The organism is Hominenteromicrobium sp. (genome assembly GCF_046974225.1).
GTDB classification, from domain to species: Bacteria; Bacillota; Clostridia; order Oscillospirales; family Acutalibacteraceae; genus Hominenteromicrobium; species Hominenteromicrobium mulieris.
Genome location: NZ_JBKWAE010000003.1, coordinates 169,316 through 189,037 on the forward strand (window position 1 = coordinate 169,316; position 19,722 = coordinate 189,037).

At 56.8% G+C, this 19,722-nt stretch carries 17 protein-coding genes; 4 read left to right on the forward strand and 13 right to left on the reverse strand.

Going from position 1 to position 19,722, the window contains the following annotated elements; genetic code table 11:
- Positions 1 to 197: 197 nt before the first annotated feature.
- A complete protein-coding gene (locus ACLTX1_RS03775) occupies positions 198 to 3,176 on the reverse strand; it encodes a glycoside hydrolase family 2 TIM barrel-domain containing protein (protein WP_395506817.1) in 2,979 nt (992 codons plus the stop codon).
- 207 nt (positions 3,177 to 3,383) lie between these two features.
- Here ACLTX1_RS03775 and ACLTX1_RS03780 point away from each other — a divergent pair, with 207 nt between their 5' ends.
- Positions 3,384 to 6,545, forward strand: coding sequence for a glycosyltransferase family 39 protein (locus tag ACLTX1_RS03780; RefSeq protein ID WP_412330482.1), 3,162 nt, complete (start codon positions 3,384 to 3,386; stop codon positions 6,543 to 6,545).
- 234 nt (positions 6,546 to 6,779) lie between these two features.
- Here the strand turns inward: ACLTX1_RS03780 and ACLTX1_RS03785 are convergent, their stop codons facing one another.
- Positions 6,780 to 8,183 (reverse strand): MATE family efflux transporter, encoded by a 1,404-nt coding sequence (locus tag ACLTX1_RS03785; protein ID WP_412330483.1) that lies wholly within the window; start codon positions 8,181 to 8,183, stop codon positions 6,780 to 6,782.
- A 414-nt stretch (positions 8,184 to 8,597) separates the two neighbouring features.
- Here ACLTX1_RS03785 and ACLTX1_RS03790 point away from each other — a divergent pair, with 414 nt between their 5' ends.
- From ACLTX1_RS03790 to ACLTX1_RS03800, 3 genes are read left to right on the forward strand one after another with little or no spacing between them, the layout of a single operon-like run.
- On the forward strand, positions 8,598 to 9,287 hold the full coding sequence (locus tag ACLTX1_RS03790; protein WP_176819688.1) for a response regulator transcription factor: 690 nt from the start codon (positions 8,598 to 8,600) through the stop codon (positions 9,285 to 9,287).
- Positions 9,288 to 9,310: 23 nt separating this feature from the next.
- Entirely contained in the window at positions 9,311 to 10,912 is a 1,602-nt protein-coding gene (locus ACLTX1_RS03795; protein ID WP_308448571.1) for a HAMP domain-containing sensor histidine kinase, read from the forward strand.
- Between the two features lie 23 nt (positions 10,913 to 10,935).
- Positions 10,936 to 12,651 (forward strand): trypsin-like peptidase domain-containing protein, encoded by a 1,716-nt coding sequence (locus ACLTX1_RS03800; protein ID WP_412330484.1) that lies wholly within the window; start codon positions 10,936 to 10,938, stop codon positions 12,649 to 12,651.
- Between the two features lie 364 nt (positions 12,652 to 13,015).
- Here ACLTX1_RS03800 and ACLTX1_RS03805 read toward each other — a convergent pair whose 3' ends face one another.
- From ACLTX1_RS03805 to ACLTX1_RS03855, 11 genes are all read right to left on the reverse strand, one after another.
- A complete protein-coding gene (locus ACLTX1_RS03805; RefSeq protein WP_412330485.1) occupies positions 13,016 to 13,483 on the reverse strand; it encodes a hypothetical protein in 468 nt (155 codons plus the stop codon).
- Between the two features lie 15 nt (positions 13,484 to 13,498).
- The gene (locus ACLTX1_RS03810; RefSeq protein ID WP_412330486.1) at positions 13,499 to 14,053 is read right to left on the reverse strand and encodes a hypothetical protein; all 555 of its coding nucleotides are present in this window, start codon (positions 14,051 to 14,053) and stop codon (positions 13,499 to 13,501) included.
- Between the two features lie 9 nt (positions 14,054 to 14,062).
- Entirely contained in the window at positions 14,063 to 15,121 is a 1,059-nt protein-coding gene (locus ACLTX1_RS03815) for a baseplate J/gp47 family protein (protein ID WP_412330487.1), read from the reverse strand.
- The gene (locus ACLTX1_RS03820) at positions 15,118 to 15,456 is read right to left on the reverse strand and encodes a hypothetical protein (protein WP_316519603.1); all 339 of its coding nucleotides are present in this window, start codon (positions 15,454 to 15,456) and stop codon (positions 15,118 to 15,120) included. The genes ACLTX1_RS03815 and ACLTX1_RS03820 overlap by 4 nt, the downstream gene beginning before the upstream one ends.
- Before the next feature lies 1 nt (position 15,457).
- Positions 15,458 to 15,784, reverse strand: a complete 327-nt coding sequence (locus ACLTX1_RS03825; protein WP_176819681.1) for a hypothetical protein — start codon at positions 15,782 to 15,784, stop codon at positions 15,458 to 15,460.
- Positions 15,785 to 15,797: 13 nt separating this feature from the next.
- A complete protein-coding gene (locus ACLTX1_RS03830; protein ID WP_412330488.1) occupies positions 15,798 to 16,688 on the reverse strand; it encodes a hypothetical protein in 891 nt (296 codons plus the stop codon).
- Positions 16,685 to 17,194, reverse strand: coding sequence for a hypothetical protein (locus ACLTX1_RS03835; RefSeq protein WP_412330489.1), 510 nt, complete (start codon positions 17,192 to 17,194; stop codon positions 16,685 to 16,687). The genes ACLTX1_RS03830 and ACLTX1_RS03835 overlap by 4 nt, the downstream gene beginning before the upstream one ends.
- 99 nt (positions 17,195 to 17,293) lie before the next feature.
- Positions 17,294 to 17,974: a hypothetical protein gene (locus tag ACLTX1_RS03840; protein ID WP_412330490.1), complete on the reverse strand. Its 681-nt coding sequence runs from the start codon at positions 17,972 to 17,974 to the stop codon at positions 17,294 to 17,296.
- Complete coding sequence (locus ACLTX1_RS03845) at positions 17,955 to 18,278, reverse strand: hypothetical protein (protein ID WP_412330491.1); 324 nt, start codon at positions 18,276 to 18,278, stop codon at positions 17,955 to 17,957. The genes ACLTX1_RS03840 and ACLTX1_RS03845 overlap by 20 nt, the downstream gene beginning before the upstream one ends.
- Positions 18,275 to 18,637 (reverse strand): hypothetical protein, encoded by a 363-nt coding sequence (locus ACLTX1_RS03850; RefSeq protein WP_412330492.1) that lies wholly within the window; start codon positions 18,635 to 18,637, stop codon positions 18,275 to 18,277. The genes ACLTX1_RS03845 and ACLTX1_RS03850 overlap by 4 nt, the downstream gene beginning before the upstream one ends.
- Positions 18,638 to 18,704: 67 nt before the next feature.
- The gene (locus tag ACLTX1_RS03855; RefSeq protein ID WP_395590230.1) at positions 18,705 to 19,706 is read right to left on the reverse strand and encodes a phage major capsid protein; all 1,002 of its coding nucleotides are present in this window, start codon (positions 19,704 to 19,706) and stop codon (positions 18,705 to 18,707) included.
- Between the last annotated feature and the right edge of the window lie 16 nt (positions 19,707 to 19,722).

Sequence of the window (19,722 nt, forward strand, 5' to 3'; positions counted from 1 at the left end):
TAGTCTTTGCCTCTCATTCGTACTTTTTCCCTCTGTTCAGCATAAAAAGGCGGCATTGCCGCCTTTCGGGAGACCCCCTAATTGGGTCTCCCACGTGCAAACAGTCCACTGGGCTGTTTGCACGCAACTACACAGAAAAACCGCCGTGCGGAAAAGCTCCCACACGGCGGCTCTGATTTATCAAAATTTTGCCCGTCTTATTCCACGGTCAGGTCAAACTTAAACGTGAACGTCTCGTCGTCAAACTGCATCGCCTTCGCAAGGCGCGGACCGCAGCTGTTGGAGCCTACGCCGCTCATCTTGCAGTCGAAGCAGAACACATTGTCGGGGCTTTCCGTAAGCTCGTAATTGTGCATCTTCTCCGTCATTTCCTCCTGCGTATAGTGCGAAAGGTTGAACGAGAAGTCCTCCGGACTCGTCACGGTCACAGCGCCCGCGCCGTCCGTGATCGTCACCCGCGCACAGCCGAAGTGGCTGCCGTTCTCCTGCGGCTTCACGTAGTCCTCAAAAAGGTCGTCCGCCGTCTGCGCAAAGTGACCCAGCGAAGACGCATGGTGCTTGTCGCAGTACGATTCATACGGGCCGTAGCCGTAATATTCCGCCGTGTCAAACGACTTCGGCAGGAACATTCTAAGGCCGAATCTCGGCAGGAACGGACGCTCCATGTCGCGCTTACCGTTGATCTCCGCTCTTACCTTGCCCTCGGCGTCCACCGTAAAGCGGCAGTCAAGGTGCAGGAACGGTCTGCGGTACACCGCCGCAAGGCTCAGCTTGCAATCGATCACAACAACGCCGTCTTCCTCTTTCGCGTTGCAGGCATAGACTTTTATCGCGGGTTCGTTGTAGCCGGCCTGCTCCCATTCCTTGCGCACAAACTGGTCGTTGTCCGTCGGTGCACGCCACACATTCCACGTCATCGGGCGGGTCATGATGTTCACATTGTTCTTCACCATAGACGTAAACACGCCCTCGGTCTTCGAGAACACATAACGGAAGCTGTCGCCCGTCACCGTCACGGCGCGGCTGTCCTCCTCCGCAACAACAAAGCCCTTTCTAAGCGCTTCTTCCTTGCGTGCCCCGCGGGAAACGATCAGCTGGTCAAAGCCGAGCGGGTGTCCCTTCTCAAAGAACACGCTGTCGTTCTTCTTCGCGCTGTACTGCAGAAGCACCGCCACGTCGCCCTCCGTCGGAATTGCATCCGGCAGCGTAATGACACCGCTTTCGTGCGGGGCAATCTTGATGTCGTCCATCACGCCGCAGGCCACCGTATCGCCGTCCTGCTGAATTTCCCAGGAAAGCGTCAAAAATTCTTCCGTGTTCGTAAAATCGCGGTAATTCGTCAGCTGAATTTCCCCCGTTTCGCGGTTCACAAGCGCCGCGCGCACCGGGCGAATGACGTTTTTATATTCGAGTAAACCCGTATGCGGTGTACGGTCGGGGTACACAAGGCCGTCCATGCAGAAGTTGCCGTCGTGCGGATATTCGCCAAAATCGCCGCCGTAGCGGAAAATATCGCGGTTGTCGGGCGTCGTACCGCCGTAAACGGCGTGGTCGCACCATTCCCAAACAAAGCCGCCCATAAAGCGGTCATACTTCATGATAAGCTGCTGGTACTGCTCCGCATCTCCGGGGCCGTTACCCATCGCGTGGATGTACTCGCAAAGCACCAAGGGCTTCGTGTACTTCGGGTCGACCATATATTCATCAATCCACTCCGGCGCCGAGTACATGCGGCTCTCCGTCGTCAGGGAAGACAGGTCGTTCTTGTGGCCGCGCGCATCGTAATACGTGTTCTCGTAGTGCGTCAAGCGGGACGGGTCATATTCGCGCACCCATGCGCCGGCCTTCTCAAAGCTCGGGCCCCAGCCGGTCTCATTGCCGTAAGACCACATCAGCACGCACGCGTTATTCTTGTCGCGGATGACGCTGCGCTGAATTCTGTCCATAATCGCCTTGTCGAAAATCGGGTTCAGTGCATTGTCCGCGTATTCGTCCATGCCGTAGCCGCCGGTCTGCGCCGCCGCACCGTGGCCCTCAATGTCCGCCTCGGCAATAACATAGAAGCCGTATTCGCTGCAAAGCTGTAAGAACCACGGCGCGTTCGGGTAGTGGCTTGTGCGCACTGCGTTGATGTTATGCTGCTTCATCAGGAACAGGTCGCGCTTCGCCTGCTCGCGGCTGATGGTGTAGCCCGTCACCGGGTCGCTGTCATGGCGGTTCACGCCGCGCAATTTGATTTTCACATTGTTGAAATACAGAACGCTGTCGCGGATCTCAATTTTGGAGATGCCCACCTTCTGCTCGATCACTTCATCCGCCGTGCGGAACACGATCGTGTACTGGTACGGGTCCTCGGCATTCCAAAGATGCGGGTTTTCGAGCGCAAAGTTCGGCTCCGCGCCCGCCGTGCTTTCGAGCAGAGCGCCCTCGGCGTCATACAGCTCCGCCGTCACGTCCGGCAGCCCGATAAAGTCCATCTCCACGCGGATATCCGCATGGGAAAGGTCATCGCTCACCGTCGTCTTTACAAAGTAATCGCGGATGTGCGCCAAAGGTCTGCGAATGAGGTACACGTCACGGAAAATACCGCTCATGCGCAGCTTATCCTGGTCCTCCAGGTACGAGCCGTCACACCACTTTACAACCAGCACCGCCACGGAGTTTTCACCCTCGTTCAGTAAATCGGTGATGTCAAACTCGCTCGTCGAGTGCGAAACCTGGCTGTACCCTGCAAACTGCTCGTTGATCCACAGATAGAAGCAGGAGTCCACGCCCTCAAAGTTCAAATAAATTTTCTGCGTCAGGTCTTCCGCGTTCATGTAGAAGCGGCGCAGATAAAGACCGCAGGGGTTCTCGTCCGGCACATACGGCGGGTCATACGGGAACGGATAGCGCACGTTCGTGTACTGGTGGCGGTCATAGCCCGCATTTTGCCAGCAGGACGGCACCTCAATCTCGTCCATATCCTCCTCGTCAAAGCAGATCTCACCCTCGGAGCCCTCCGGGAACACGTCTAAAAACGAGTCAAAATACCGAAACGACCATGTGCCGTTCAAAAGGCACACTCTTGTGGATTCTTCCCCGTCCTCCGGTGCCTTTGGCAAGAAGTAGCTGCGGTTTTGGCAGGTACCCACGTGCAGCACGTCCGGATTTTCGTGCATTTTCTGAAATTCCATTATCAATACCGTTCCTTTCCTGCGTGAAAACGTTTTCCACGCGTGTGTTGAAACACTCCAAAATTCAGTTGAAGCGATTTAGAACCTATGCTATAATGAGCGTACACAGATGGGGATTTTCCGCATCCCCTCTGCTACAAGATTACATGAAAAAAAGGTGCGGGTCAAGCCCGTAACCAAATAAATTTTGAGAAAGGAACAAAAACCATGACGATACAAATTCTGCTCGCCGCCCTGTTCCTTGCGGCAGTGCTGTGGCTCGGCTTTCGTGCCGCGCCGGAAACGGAGGGCGCCCCCGTCCGCCGCGCCCGTATAAAGGAAGCTACGGTCTTCGGCCTGCCCCCCGTACCCGTCTTCTGCGCCGTGCTCGCTTTAGGGCTTATCCTGCGCTTTATTCTGGGCTACAACATCAACGGGTTCGAGGCCGACATCTCCTGCTTTAAAGCGTGGGCCGCCTATACGCACGATTACGGCTTTAATAACATGTATTACCGGGACTTCTTCCTCGATTATCCCCCCGGCTATCTCTACGTGCTCTACATCATCGAGGCGTTCCGCCGCCTGTTCGGTGTCGATCAATACGCGCAGAGCTATACGCTCATGATAAAGCTCGCGCCCATTTTGTCGGACATCGCCTGCGCCGCGGCACTTTGGGTACTTGCCCGCAAAAAGCTCGGTGAAAAAAGCGCACTCCTTATTGCGTTTGCCTATCTTTTCTGCCCCGCCGTCATCGTCAATTCCTCCGTCTGGGGTCAGGCCGATAGCTTCTGCGCGCTTCTGCTCCTCTGCACACTGCTGCTTCTCTGGTACAACCACACGCCGCTCGCCGCGTTCGTCTACGGCTTCGGCATCTTAAGTAAGCCGCAGATGCTCATTTTCGCACCGGTGCTCATTTTCTGGGTCATCCGCAAAAAGGACTGGAAAAACCTCGTCCTCGGGCCCATCATCGCCCTTGCGACGATTCTCCTGCTCTCCACGCCGTTTATAAAGAATTTCGATTACCTGAAGCTCATCAAAATCTACACCGGCACCATCGATTATTATAATTACTACACCATCAACGCCTATAACGTCTGGGCACTCTTCGGGCTCAACTGGGCTGCCCTGCCGGAGCACAGCACTTGGCTGCAATTCGGCGTGCCGCTCGCAACCGTCCTCGCAGGCCTCTTACTGCTGAAATCGAAGCGCGACGACGCCGTTTTCGCCTGCCCCACCGTTTTAATGTTCACGGTCTACATTTTCTGCGTCAAAATGCACGAGCGTTATCTGTTCCCCGTGCTCCTGTGCCTGCTGCTCACCTACGTTTTCACAAAGGAAAAGCGCTTCCTGCTCCTGTTCGCGGGCACATCCACGGTGCATTTTTTGAACGTCGCCTATGTGCTGTACCTCAATAACGCCTACATTTCCCCCACGTCCATTCAAATCCTGTTCCTCTCCGCGCTGCATGTGCTCCTGTACATTTATATGCTCTATATCACGTACCGCTGCTTTATTTCCGAAAAAGCCCTGCGCCCGCTCCCTGCGTTCAAAACGCAGAAAGCCGCCTCGGCCGAACAGCACACAAAGCCCGCCGCAGCGCCCGAATTCTCCCTCATCACCGACAAGAATCATAACGTCCGCCTGACGCGTGTCGATCTTCTCTGTATCGCCGTCGTTACCCTCCTTTACGGCATCGTCGCGTTCACGAATCTCGGTGATCACGAGACCGCCAATACGACATGGACGCCCCAAAACGGCGAATCCGCCGTCTTTGAGACCGACGACGCGTACAGCGAAATTTTCTACCTGCCCGGCATCGCCCCTGCGGATAACGGCATCGGCCAGCGCGTCGGCACCAATATGAAGATTGAGGTTTCAAACGATCAAACCAACTGGACGACCGCCGCCGAAAATACGGACGGCAGCGTCTATGCGTGGAAAAACGTCTCCGTCGCCGCCGTCGGCAAATATATCCGCATCACGTCTATGTGCGATGACCTCGCCATCAACGAGTTCGCGCTCAAAAAGACAGACGGCACCGGCTTTGCAACGCTCACCGCCGTCTCCGGCAACGCGTGGCAGCTCACGGATGAGCAAAACACCGTCCCGCTCTATCCAAGCTACATGAACTCCACCTATTTCGACGAAATCTACCACGCCCGCACTGCCTACGAGCACATTTTGGGACTCGAGCCATACGAAAACACGCACCCAACGCTCGGCAAGCTCATCATCTCGGTCGGCATTCGCATCTTCGGCATGGACCCGTTCGGCTGGCGCTTCATGGGCACGCTGTTCGGTGTTCTGATGCTCCCTGCGCTCTACCATTTCTTAAAGCGCCTCTTTGGCTCCACGTTCCTCTGCACCGCCGGTACCGTCCTCTTTGCGTTCGATTTCATGCACTACGTCCAAACACGCATCGCGACCATCGATACCTACGCCGTGTTCTTCATCATTTTAATGTACGACGCCATGCTCGTGTTTATTCAGCACGATTTAAAAACCGACAGCTTCAAAAAGCTCCTGCCCCCGCTGCTTTTAAGCGGCATCTTCATGGGGCTCGGCATCGCAAGCAAGTGGACGGTCGCCTATGGCGCAGTCGGCCTCGCCGTGCTGTTTTTCGGCAAGCTCATCGTCTCTTACCGCGAAGAGAAAGGCCACGCCGCCGTGCAGAAAGCGCTCCTTAATAAATCCATAAAGCTCTGCCTCTGGTGCTGCCTGCTGTTCATCGCCATTCCGTTCGGCATCTACTTTACGGCGTTCCTGCCGCTCACCACATTGCCGCATAACCGCTACGATGTTTTCGGCCGGTTCATCGCGTACCAAACGCATATGTACAACTATCACTCCACACTGCAGGCGACCCATCCGTTTGAGTCCCCGTGGTATCAATGGCCGTTCGATATCCGCAACGTGTGGTACTACGGCAATTACAGCGCCGACAGCGAGGGCCACATCCGCACCATTTCGGTGCTCGGCAACCCGCTGTTCTTCTGGGCGTGCGTGCCCGCCACCGTGTACGCGTTCGTAAGGGCCGTAAAACGGCACTCCCGCACCGCGCTCATCTGTGTCATCGGCTTCTTGTCCGCGTATCTGCCGTGGGTACTCGTGCCGCGCTGCACGTTCATTTACCACTATTTCACTGCCGTGCCGTTTATTCTCATCGCGTTCCTCATCGCGTATCAGCGCCTTGAAAAAACAGCTTCCCTGCGCCGCGTCGTCTTCACAAAAGGCGCCGTTACGCTCACAGTCGGCAGAATTCTCCTGCTTGCCTGCGTCCTCGTGCACATTCTTATGTTCATCGCGTTCTACCCCGTGCTCACCGGCACCCTCACCACGCAGAACTACGCCAACGCTTTAGAATGGCTCCCCAGCTGGTTCTTTATCTAACGTAAACCACAGCATATATAAAAAGGGCGGCACAAAGCCGCCCTTCAAGAACCCCCTTGATAGGGTTTCTTACGAAGAACCGTCCCCCGGACGGTTCTTCTATTTTCCTGATCTTGCGTTTGGCAAAAGTATTTCGAGCTCTGCGGAGCTCGACCAAAGGCCTTGCCTTTGGAATCCACGACCTTTTGAAAAAGGTCGTCGAAAACTTTATTTGCCCGCTCTATTTCAGCTCACTTACCCCTTCACCGACTCCGTCGCCGCCGCACTGTTCACCGGCTTATTGAGGTTCTTAATCTCCTTGTTGTAGAGAATTACAAAGAATACAACCGTCACAATGAGCGAAATAAATTCGGAGATTGGGAAGCAGAACCACACAGCGCCGAGGCTGATTTTCGAGAGCAGCCACGCCGCCGGCACCAGCACAACCAGCTGACGCATCACAGACTGCACAAGGCTGTACATGCCGTGGCCCGTCGCCTGAAACAGCGTCGAAAGCGCAATGCCGATCGCCGCCATCGGGAAGTGGATCGCGATGATTCTAAGCGCCGAGTCGCCGATCTCGTGCAGCTCCGGCGTCGCGTTAAAGATGGAAATCAGCGTGCCCGGGCAGATTTCAAACACGATAAGACCCGCAATCTCAATAATAAGCGCAATCACGCAGCCGATCTTCACCGCACCCGTCACACGCTTCTTGTTGCGCGCACCGTAGTTGTAGCCCATAATCGGCATGAGCCCCTGCGTCAAGCCGAACACCGGCATAAACACAAAGGACTGCAATTTAAAGTAAACACCGAACACATTCACGGCCACTGCGGAAAATCCCGCCAAAATGCCGTTCATTGCCATGGTCATCAGCGTGCCGATGGCGTTCATCACGATGCTCGGCAGACCCACAACGTAAATGTCCTTCATCGTCTTGCCGTGGAAACGGAAGCCCTTAAATTCCAGCGCAATCGCGTGGTTGCCGAAAAACAAAATGCAAAGGCCCACAATCATCGAAAGGATCTGGCCGCCAACCGTCGCATACGCCGCACCGGCCACGCCCATGTTGAAGTTGAAAATGAGGATCGGGTCAAAGATGATGTTTGCCACCGCGCCCACAAGCTGAATGATCATCGGCATCACCATGTTGCCCGTCGCCTGTAACATTTTTTCAATGACCGCCGCAAAGAAGAAGCCGAACGATGCTACCGTCACAATCGTGATGTACGTCGTGCCCATGCTGAGCACTTCCGCGTCCTGCGTGTAAAGCGCCGTAAACGGACGCGCCACGATCGCACCGAAAACTGCAAAGACCACATACGTGATCGCGGAAAGAATAATGCCGTGCGTCGCCGCGTTGTCCGCCGCCTCCTGGTCGCGCTCGCCGAGTCTGCGGGAAATGAGTGAGCTCACGCCCACGCCGGTGCCCACGCCGAATGCCACCAACAGGTTCTGAATCGGGAACGCCAGCGAGACCGCCGTCAGTGCGTTTTGGCTCACCTGCGCCACAAAGTAGCTGTCCACAATGTTGTAAAGCGCCTGAATCAGCATCGAAAACATTGCCGGCAGCGCCATCGTCAAAATCAGCGGCAGCATCTTCGCAGAGCCCATGCGGTTGTTTGCCGGGTCCTCAAGCTTTACCGTTTTTTCCGCCATAAAATCAAACTTCCTTTCTTTTTTGTAAATTCTTTTGCAAATCTCTACGCTCCAAACGCGGTTTTTTCGCATGAAAAGACTTCGCCGCAAGCACGGCGAAGTACGCTGTTTAAAGCCTTTAGTTTTCTTTTTGTCCGACCGTTATCCTGTTCACAGTCTAAAATCGAACTGATACAGTATAACACACTTTATTTTCCGCCGCAACACTTCGCATAAAAACGCGCATTTTCACCAATTCCGCGCCCCAAAACAAGCCCTATCGTCACAGAATATTCACCTTTTGTTCTTGCATTCGACGCAATAAATCGGTACAATAAATACAAACTGGTTATACTCTGCACAAACAGGGGATCTCCGGGAGGAAACGGGGTCGCTTTTCGCCCCGCAATATTGAAATAAGGAAGGTAGAAATTTATGGCATCCGGCAAAATCATGATCGTAGACGACGATAGAAATATCTGTGAGCTTTTAAGATTGTATATTGAAAAGGAAGGCTTTGAAACAGCCATTGCAAACGACGGCAAGGCGGCCGTGCAAATGTTTGATTCCGTCAACCCGGACCTCATGCTGCTCGACATCATGCTTCCGGAGCTCGACGGCTGGCAGGTTTGCCGCGAGATCCGCAAAAAGTCCCAGTGCCCCATCATTATGCTGACGGCCAAGGGCGAAGTGTTCGATAAAGTCCTCGGCTTAGAGCTCGGCGCGGACGATTACGTTGTAAAGCCCTTCGAGACAAAAGAGGTCATCGCGCGCATCAACGCCGTCCTCCGCCGCATTGGCAAAAAAGAATCCTCTCAGGTGAAAGAAGTTCACTACGAGAATCTCTCCATCAACCTTACAAATTATGAACTCAAGGTCAAGGGCGTCCAGATTGACACTCCGCCGAAGGAAATGGAGCTCATCTATCATCTCGCCTCGAACCCGAACCGCGTCTTCACGCGTGACCAGCTCCTCGACGAAGTGTGGGGCTTTGATTATTACGGCGATTCCCGCACCGTAGACGTGCACGTTAAGCGCCTGCGTGAAAAACTCGAAGGCGTTTCCGATAAGTGGTCGCTTAAAACCGTCTGGGGCGTCGGCTATAAGTTTGAAGTGAAAGAATAAGCCGGCGAAAGGAAGGATTCCCCTTGCAAAAATCCCTGTTCGGAAAATACCTGCGCGTCACCATGGTCATCGTGCTCGCCAGCTTCATCGTGCTCGGCAGCGTCATGATGTTTGTGTTCTCGCAGTACACCAAAAGCGATAAGCGCAAACTGCTTATGCAAAACGCCTCGTCCATGGCGTCCATTACTTCCGTCGTAGACATCACGAATAACGGTGCACCGGAGCTTCTGAAAGTCTTTGTGCGCACGTTCTCTCTCAATATCGATGCCGATATTTTCGTCACCGATCTCGAGGGCAATGTCCTGTTCGGCGCCTATGCCAACAGCACCTCAAATATCGGCGCAAATTTCATCCCGCAGACGAAGATTTCGGCAGACATCGTAAAGTGCGCGTCCGAGGGCTCCTATACCGGCGACGGACGCAAAAACGGCATTTACGATACCCCGTACTACGTCGTCGGCGTGCCGCTTTATTCCGTCGCCGAAACATCATCTTCCGAGGCAGGAGGCGAAAACAGCACCAGAGTGCCTGTCGGTGCCGTTTTTGCCGCCATGAACGCTGCCTCCCTCACGGAGTATCAGTTCGCCGCACTGCAAATGTTCCTCATCGCCGCAGCCGCCGCGTTCATTCTGGCGTTCGTTGTCGTCGGCCTCTTCTCCTACCGGCTCGTCAAGCCCCTGCGGCAGATGTCTGCCGCAGCCAAAAGCTTCGGCGACGGCGACTTCTCCATCCGCGTGCCCGTCACAAGCAACGACGAGATTGGCCAGCTTGCCACCGCGTTCAACAACATGGCAGATTCGCTCTCCGGCAGCGAAAGCATGAACCGCAGCTTCGTCGCGAACGTCTCGCACGAGTTAAAGACCCCGATGACAACCATCGCGGGCTTCATCGACGGCATTCTAGACGGCACCATCCCGCCGGAGCGCCAGTCGCATTACCTGCACATCGTCTCCGACGAGGTCAAGCGCCTCTCGCGTCTTGTCCGCACTATGTTAAATCTCTCCCGCATCGATAACGGCGAGCTGAAGCTCCGCCCAAACGATTTCGATATTTCCGAGACCGTCCTCTCCACCGTGCTCACGTTTGAAAAGAGCATCGACGAAAAGAAGATCGACATCCGCGGGCTCGATACCTTGCAGCCCATGCAGGTGCACGGCGATGAAGACCTTTTGCATCAGGTCGTCTATAACCTTGTCGAAAACGCCGTCAAGTTCACAAACACCGAGGGCTACATCTCCTTCAATGTCTCGGACAGCATCGACCGCATCGTCGTCACCATCGAAAACAGCGGCTCCGGCATCCAGTCCGACGAGCTCCCCCTCGTGTTCGAGAAGTTTTATAAGACCGATAAATCGAGAAGTCAGGATAAAAACGGCATGGGTCTCGGCCTGTATCTTGTCCGCACCATCATCAAGCTCCACGGCGGCGACATTTCCGTCTCCTCCGTCGTGAACGAGTACACCCGCTTCTCGTTCTATATTCCAAAGCCGCAGGAACCCCCGAAGCTGAAGTACAATACCGGCTCCATCCCGGTCACCGTGCCGGTCGAAGATGCTGTCATCTCGGAGCGCCCCAAAAAGGAGCACCACGGCCACAAGGATAATAAAGAGCCCGATCAGAAATAAATCCAAAAGTGAGGTATCACACCATGGACGATTTTGAAAACAAAAACCCGGAGATGCAGGAGCCTGCTTCTTCCGAAGACAATATCCCCGAAACACCGGAAACCGCGGAGACCATTCCCGCAGAGCCCACCGTTTCCGATGAACCGGCCGCTCCCGCAGAACCGACTGTCACCCCGGAACCGACCGTTTCCGATGCCCCCACGGCAGAGCCGCTCCCGAATGCCGAGCAAGCGCCGGAAGCCCAGCCCATCCCGAACGTGAACATTCCGCCGCAGCCGCAGCCCGTTCAGCATACCGGCTATTATCCCCCGCAGCCGCCGTATCAGCCCTATCCGTACAACACGCAGCCAAACGCCCCGCAGTACGGTAACCCGCCGTATGGCTATGCAAACTACAACACCCAGCCGCAGCCGGGGCAGTATCCGCCGCCCTACGGACAAGGTGCTTATCCCCCGCCGTACCCGCAGAATATGCAAAATCCGTATCCGCATCCCGCGCCGCAAAAAAGGAAAATGCCGCTCGGGTTGCGCATCCTCATCATCGTCATGTCCGTCCTCGTCGCAGGCTCCGTCATCGGCTTTGCTTCCTACGGCATCTACGCCGCCGTGAACCGTGGTTACGGCGTCACAACGCTGCCGGGCGATCCGCTCATCCCGAACTTCCCGCATGAAAACGACGGCAGCGACAGCGAAACGCCCGGCGAAGACGAAACGCCCGATGCGGACGACAGCTTCACCCCGCCGGACATCGCCGTCACCCCGAATACGGAGGGCATCACCTTAGATAAAGAGCCGAATACCGCCGAGCTCGATATTGATGCCGTGTACGATAAGGTCATCCCGTCCACCGTGCTTGTCATCACGCAGAGCGGCGAAACGCAGGGCACAGGCACCGGCATTTTCGCAACGGAAGACGGCTATATCATCACGAACAGCCATGTCATTTTAAATTCCAAGTCTGTTTCCGTGCAGGTCAAAACGTATGACGGTGAACTTCACGACGCCGTCGTCGTCGGGTTCGATAAAACCACCGACCTCGCCGTGCTCAAAATCGACGGCACAGGCTACATGCCCGCCGAGTTCGGCGACAGCGATGACCTGCGCATGGGCCAGTGGGTCGTCGCCATCGGCAACCCGGGCGGCGAGCAGTTCTCCGGCTCCATCACGCGCGGCGTCATCTCGGGCCTCAACCGTTCCGTCGGCTCGTACAGCTCGAACGGCATGACGTATATCCAAACCGACGCCGCCATCAATCCCGGCAATTCCGGCGGCCCGCTCGTCAACTTACACGGTCAGGTCATCGGCATCAGTTCCGCTAAAATCGTCTCCGAGCAGTACGAGGGCATGGGCTTCGCCATCCCGATCACCGGCGCAAAGAGCATCATAGACGACCTGCTTGCAGGCGGTTATGTGCAAGGCCGCGTCCGCTTCGGCATCAAAGGCACTGCCATCACCCAGATGCAGGCCGCCATGTATGACGTCCCGCAGGGCTTCATGATCAGCGAGATCGACGAAGACAGCTGCTTTAACGGCACAGACGTGCAGGCGTATGACATCATCACCGCCATCGATGATACCGAAACGAAATCGCTTGAGGAGCTCGCAAACGCACTTTTAAATTATAAGCCCGGCGATACCGCCGAGATCCACCTGTTCCGCCCGAACGAGAGCGGCGTAGGCGGCGAAGAATTCACCGTCACCGTTACCCTGCTCGAAGATAAAGGCGAAACGCAAGGCTAACACCTGCCTGCGGCAAGCGAATGAATAAAGTCTTTAGTCAAGTTTTCTTCGAGAAAACTTGTGAATTCCAAAGGCAGCGCCTTTGGTCGTCGTCCGCAGACGACGAAACACCTTTTGCCTCCCAAAAATCAGGACGGGAGAACAAACAGTCCGGTGGACTGTTTGTTCGTGGGAGACCCAATTAGGGGGTCTCCCAATGAATTTGCGCGGCAAATTCATAAAAACCGCCTTTAGAAATCCCTAAAAATTACACGCAATACACCAAGAAGCGCGCAGCTCCTCCAAAAGCTGCGCGCTTCTTTTTTAATGATATATCTTTCTTTGTTCGATATGATATTTTCCTCGCGGAAAATGATATAACGCCTTATCTGAACGCCAACACCGCGTACGTTACGCCGCTTTCGTTCAGCGATGCCATGCCGCTGCCGTCCGTCGGGGCGGTTTGGGTCTGCAGCACCGTCACCTGCGCCGTGGAAAGCGTCACGCCAAGGCTGTTCTGGCCGCCTGCCGCTATGCCGGCGTATTGCTTTGTGCAGCCCGTCATCGCCTGCGAAAACGGCTTGTCCACCGCAAAAACGATCACCGCACTCGGACTGAAGCCGAATAAGATCGTGCGCGAGGCCGCACCCGTGCCCGTGTACGTGCGCACCTCCGTCGGCGTATCTAAACGCTTTCTGCGCGTGTCATTTAAATGCAGGTTATCGTTTTGAATGTGCCCGCCAAGCTGCGACTCTATGGCTTCGTTGTCCGCCACAAAATCCACACGGCGCGGCTTGTCCGTCCCCTCCCAAAGGCAAAGGCCGAGAACCGTTGATTTTTTACTTGCTGCCATGTTTCTCCTTTCCGCTCATAAAACGTCGAGCGCGTTCCAAGTCTTGTTTCGAAGGTCGAGCACATTCCACGAGCTCCCCACCGCGTCCTGTGCATCCCACGTGTTTTTGCCGAAATCGAACACCAAACTGAGGTGCGCAGGCAAAAACGCGCGCGCTTCGCTTTCCGCCGCCGCTTCGGAAATGCCCATGGTAGAGAGCACATTTATGTTCAGCACGCCGCCCTTTTGCGGGACGAGTTTCCCGTTGATGCCTGCCGCTAAAAGCTGCTTTTGCATCGCTTCCACCGTGTGGTCTGCGGGGGTCACCGCGCCGCGGGTCAGCAGCATCGCGCGCCGGTTTTTCGTGCTGTCCACGGATGGCACCACGCGAAACAGCGATTCAAACGCTTTCAGCCCGTCCTCCTCCGCCGTCTGCACAAACGCGTCGCGCCGCACATGAGAAAGCGTATCATACACGAGTTCAAGCCCCTTTGCATACGCCGCAAGCTCTGCCGAAAGCCACTTGTCTTCTCCAAAATACAGCCCCGTTTTTTCGAGCATCGCGCGCATGCGGGTTTCCAGTTCCGTCATTTGCCCTCCTTACTGCGTCTCCAGCACATTTACAGCGCCCGCTGTGACGATTTCCCCGGCGTTCGGCGTAAAGTCCGCCACGCTCGCCGGCACCGTGCAGTTTTGTGCTACGCCCGTCTCCATCACCGCATGGATTAGCCCCGCCGTCACAAACGGCTCGCCCACCTCAAACGCATTCAGGTACGCCGTGATTGCCGCCGTGCACGATGCTTTCGCATCTTCAAACGCGCACCCGTCCTTCGGCTTCACGTAAACTGTCACCGGCTTTTTCACAGCCACCGCTGCAGCCACCGTCACGTCCACACTGATCTCCTTGAGCTTTTCGAGCGTCTCTCCGACTTTTCCGAGCACCTCGTCCGTCACCGCGCCGTTGTCGCCGTACAGGTACACCGCCACCGTGTTCACACCGTTTGCGCGCGGCACCACCTGAACGCTTTTCACGCCCGGTGTCATCAGCGCCGCACGGCGGTACGTCTCCGTGTTCGAGCCGTTCGGCAGTGCGTAAAAGCACCGCAAAAGGCGTGTGCGCAGCGCTTCGTCGTCCTCTTTATCCGCGCCACCCGTAAACGGCACATCGTTCGTCACGCTTTCAATGCCGGACGGCGGCGTGATGAGCGTGTTCACCGCACCCTTTGCCGCGTTGCCGCGCCTGCCGCCCAAAACCGCCTGCGCCGCCGCTGTCACCGTCAGTGCGCCTGCGGGCAGCACAGCCGCCTCCGTCGTCTCATATTCCACCGCGTTTTCGCCGCTTGCCGCACACACCGTGCCCGCGGGGATCTCCGCCGCGTAGCTCAGCGCCGTTCGGCGCGAAAACGTCAGCGTGCCCACAGATTTCACCGCGTCCTTGCGCACAAGCCCGCGTTCTTCGGCGTGCAGGTCAAGCGCCTCGCCCGCCGCCGTCTGCGGAAAGCAATTCAGCTTCAGCGATTCCGCCGCGCACAGCACCGTATACAACTCGCCCGCCAGTACCTTCAGACGGATCGAAACGTCCGCCGCGTCCTCGGGCTCCGCGCCCGCCAGCGTTTTGTATTCCGCCGCCATGTGCGCATAAATTTCCTCAAATTTCACACTTTCGCCCCTTTCACCGCAATCTCCTCCGTGCCGAGCATCGTCTGGAGTCCGAAGATAAACTGCTCCCCCTCACGCCGCACGGAGACCGCCTCAACACCGGCTAAAGGCAACAGCGCCGCCTGCGCATACCGCAGCGCCCGCTCCTCGGCGTGCTCGTCCGATGCATCCAGCATATAAAACCGGCTGCCGAGCACGCGGTCATAGCAAAACGCGCCGCGTTTTAGGCAAATGCGGTTATACGCACGCTGCATAAGCGCGTTAAGCCCCTCGGCCGTCTTTGGCAGCCCTGTCGCCGCCGTCTGCGTTATGCCGTTTAAAATCACGACCTCCACGCTATTCCTCCTTTTTCTCAAACACCTGCCCATTGATGACGACCGTGCCGTCGAGCTTCAAAACGATCTCCGCACCGCCCGCTGAGAACAGCCGCACCTCGCCGGGCAAAAGCGTTCCCGCGTCGTTCACAACGCCAAGGCACACACCGCCGGTCATCACAGCCTCCGTACCCTGCGGCACGCTCACCGCCATGCCGTACGGCACCGTTACAGTCGGTGCACGGCGCTCCAGCTCCGTGCAGACGGAAATCTCCCCGCCGCCCGTCGTCACAACGCCCGTTTTCACACTTTCGGCCTTTTCCGCCGTCTCCTTTTTCGTCAGCCACATGTTCATGCCTCCTTTAAACCGGTTCAAAATGCAGCTCGGTCTTCACGTCTTTCCCGCGCAGCAAAACGTTTTTGGAGATGAGCCGCACCTCGCCAAGCTCCTCCGTCCGCATCGTGTCCCCCATGTTCCCGTCTATATAAGAAGCACACGTCAGCTTTAGTCGCTTTGCCGCCCTGCGGCTTTCATTTAAAAGCGCTGTCGGTGCTGTTTTCGCATAGGCGGAAAGATACCGCACGCGCACCTGTGGGGCCAAAGGGTCGTGATATTCCGCGCTGTATGCGCCCGTCTGCGCGTTTTGCACCGTAACACCGCTCAGCATTTTGTACGGGCAAAAAATCACCTCCCGCGCCGTCACCCGGTCGGGCTTCACCGTTTTCGGCACGTAGCTTTCAAAGTGCACGCCACCGCTTTTGTCCGTATACGGCGTACAGTTTAGATATCTCTCAGAGAACGTTTGCAGCGCTTCAAAACAGCTCACGCCCTTTTCAACGGTCAAAACGCCCTCCACCGGCCGCCTGTCGCCGCCCACGGCGTGCAGCCCCAGCGGCATCAGATACATCCGCTCCAAAAGCCGCAGCGAGGGCAATCTAAGCTCCATCGGTGCCGCCTCGTTGTCGAGCAAAAGCGCCGCGCGGCTGCGCAGGAAGAAGGCCTCCGTGCGCGCGCCGTTCTGGCATTTCACGCGGTGTTCGTCCACGATACCGTCAAAGAGCACCGCGCCATCCTTTTTAAGCACCGCCCCCACGGGCTCTTCCGTAAAAAGCCGCTTTCCCACACTAAACCGCACCGTCAGGTTGTCCGCCACCGTGTCCGCGTCGCTTCTTAAAAGCCATTCGCTCGGCTCCGCTTTCGGTGAATGCCTTTCACCGCTTGCAAACACAAACTCAAGCGAAAAATCCGTCACGGAACATGCACCTCCTCGCCGTCTTTCAGCGCCGCAATACACGCGATATGCCGGTTATTCTCCGCCAAGCGGTCAATCGAAACGCCCGTAAAATACGCGTAATCCCACAGGCTCTCGCCCGCCTTCGCGCGGTATGTCCGGCCGGAGACCGCTTCGCTTTTCCCCGCCGTCTCCACAAAGGCGAACGTGTACGGCACCGTGTTTTTCTCCGGCACGCCGATGAGCGCAAGCTCGCTCAAAACCGCCTCAAACGGCCTGTGCCCCGGCAAGTACAGAGTATCTGTTTCACCGAAAAGCGCCTCTAACTCGCGGTAAACCGCCATCGCATTCTCCCCGGTGAAGTGCCCCGTGCCTGCTACGCGCGCCTTGCGCTTGCCGACCGCCTCCACACGTTCTTCGCCGTCAACACTCACCGTCTCACGCAGCAGGCACGCCCGCTCGAGTTTTAATTCCGTCGGGTTCACCGGAAACACAAAGCTGCCAAACTGCATCGTCATCAGGTTCATACAAACCTCCTATCCGCACGAAGCAGCGCGGGATATCGCCGCTCCTCGCGCTCCAAAATGCCGGAGAGCGCCTGTGCGTTTTTGTTTTCTTCTTCCACCTTATGCCTCCGTTCCGCTTTGTGTTCTCTGTGTGATTTTTTCACACGCACCCGCTTCTATCACAAGCTTATTTTCGCTCGCCGCTTTCAAAACGCAGTGCGTGTACCGCGCGCCGCCTGTTTGCAGTGTGAATTCGCCGGGGAGCGCCTCCTCGCCGCCCGAAAACCCGTGCAGCACAATCGTGTACACCGCTTTGCCCGCCACCGCCGCATACGGATTTTCCTCGCCGATGGCGTAATAGCGCTTGACCTTCGCTTCGTGCGAAATTTTCACCGCGTCCGCCGTAAATACCTTGTCGCCGATTACCACCGCTGCGCGTGCGTTATCCGCCGCACCCGTCGCCGCCTGCACCGTGCAAAGCGTCACAAGGCAACTGAGCGCCGACGAGTACGTCGTCTCGCTCCGCCTCACACTGCGCAGCGCACACGGCAAAGACGACACCGCCTCACACACCGCGTCAAACAGCCGCGCGTGGTCGTCCCTTTCGCGCGCATACAGCTGCACGCCGAGCACCGTTTCAAACACACCGTCCGCGTTTTCCTCCTGCATCACGCCCACCGTCACCGCGGCACGCTGCGGAAGCCTTTGCAGCGTGCCCGTAAACGCCGGGCGCACCGCGCAATCCGGCAAAAGCGCTTTCAGCTTTTCCGCAAGCGCCGCACTAAGCTCCGTTCCCGTCATCTTTTTCCTCCTTTTCCAGCACCGCGCGCACGTAAAGCGCCCCGCAAAGCCCGCTTTTTTCCTCGGCATATAAAACGCGGAACGTCTCGCCGCCCACAGTCAGCCTCGCGTTCTCCGCGCCGCAAAGCACTTTGCCGTCGCCGAAGTAGACATACAGCGGCTTCATCGCCCCGCCGAACGTCTCCGTTTCCGCCTGCAAGGCCGTTTTGTCTTCCTTCAGGCGATGCACAACGCCGCGGCAAACGACCTTCTCGCCGCTTATCTCCGCCGTCATCTGCTGCGCCCTCAAAAATACATTTCTCACACTGTGCCCTCCGTCACACCGAAGTAAAAATCCTCATCACGCAAAAGCCCGGACACCGCCCGCTCGCACTGCTTTGCATAGGCGAGCGCCCTTTCGCTGCCTTTGTCAAATTCCGCGCGCACCTCGCCCGCCGTCAAGCTTTTCGGCGATGCTGCTTCCTCCAAAAGCCAAAACTGATACGCCGCCTGCGCCGCAGCCGCTGCGCACAGCGCCTCCTCATGCGCGTTTTCTTCCTCCTCAGTGCAGCAAAGGCGCGCTTTCAGCCGCTGCACCGCATCGCCGCTCAGCATCAAAAGCAGGTCTTCGCGGTCGTCATTTGTCAAAAGCTTCAGCCGTTCCAGCACGTTTCGTATCTCCATTTGCCCCTCCTTTTTTTATTCGGCAAAGCCGTACCAAAGCGGTACGGCTTGCCAGAATCGAATAAAATCAGTAGCTAAGGCCCTGTGCGGCGCCGCCGTAGATCTGTGCAAAGCCCGCCACGGCGCTCACGGCCGCGCGCTCCATCTGGCGGTCGATAAGCTTGTCGTAGTCGGTCAGCACATCACCCGCCTGCACCATCTCAAGCGCACAGTTCTTGTCGAGCGCAATGATCTTCTTCGCGTCCATGGACGGCACATGGATGAGCGTCGCGCCAAGCGGCGTGATGAGCTTGCCCGCACCCTTAATGTTGAGGCTCGCCTGCGCGTCCTTAAACTCCGTGATTTTAAGGAGCGCCTGCAAAGCAGTTGTTCCGGCCAGGATCGTATTGAAGTTATAGTCGGAAAGCTTGCCCCACAGCGTCACAAGGTCGTTGTAGGTCGGCGCAGCGGTAAGCGCCGTCACGGTGATGCCCGTATTCGTGCCGTCGCCGTTTAAGAGCACGTCCACTGCGTCCTTCATCTGTCTGCGCGCAATGTACGCACCGATCTGGCGCAGAATGACCGTAAAGAGGTCCAGTCTGTGGTGGCGCAGCGCTTCGTAGGAGCTGACAATCAGTCTGCCGCGCTTATGCAGCGTCACAAGCGAGCCCGCCGTCTTGATGACCGTCTCCGGAATGGCCGCGCCCTCCGCTACGGGGTCTTCGATCTTCTGGTCAGAAGCCGTCGCCGTCTGCACGGTGCGGTAATCGAGCGTGTCGATCTTCGTCACGGTCGCCGCGATGTCCGGCAGGGAAGACGCCATCTCCATGCCCTGGCGCACTGCGCGGGCGACGTATTCCGGGAACAGCGCTGCGCTCTGGGAGGAGGTGAAAAACTTCTCCACGGTGTCGCAGTTCGCACCGCTTACACGAATGCCGAAGCGTTTAAGCTGTCTCTGGTACGCATCAAGCCCCGCAAACGGTGTGCCCGCGTAGTTCTGGGAGCCGTCCAGCTCCTCCAAAACCTGTGTAAAATTCTTGCCCGGCACGCCGTACATGCCTTTTTCGAGTGTAATGTTTTCAAATGCCATTGTATAATCTCCTTTC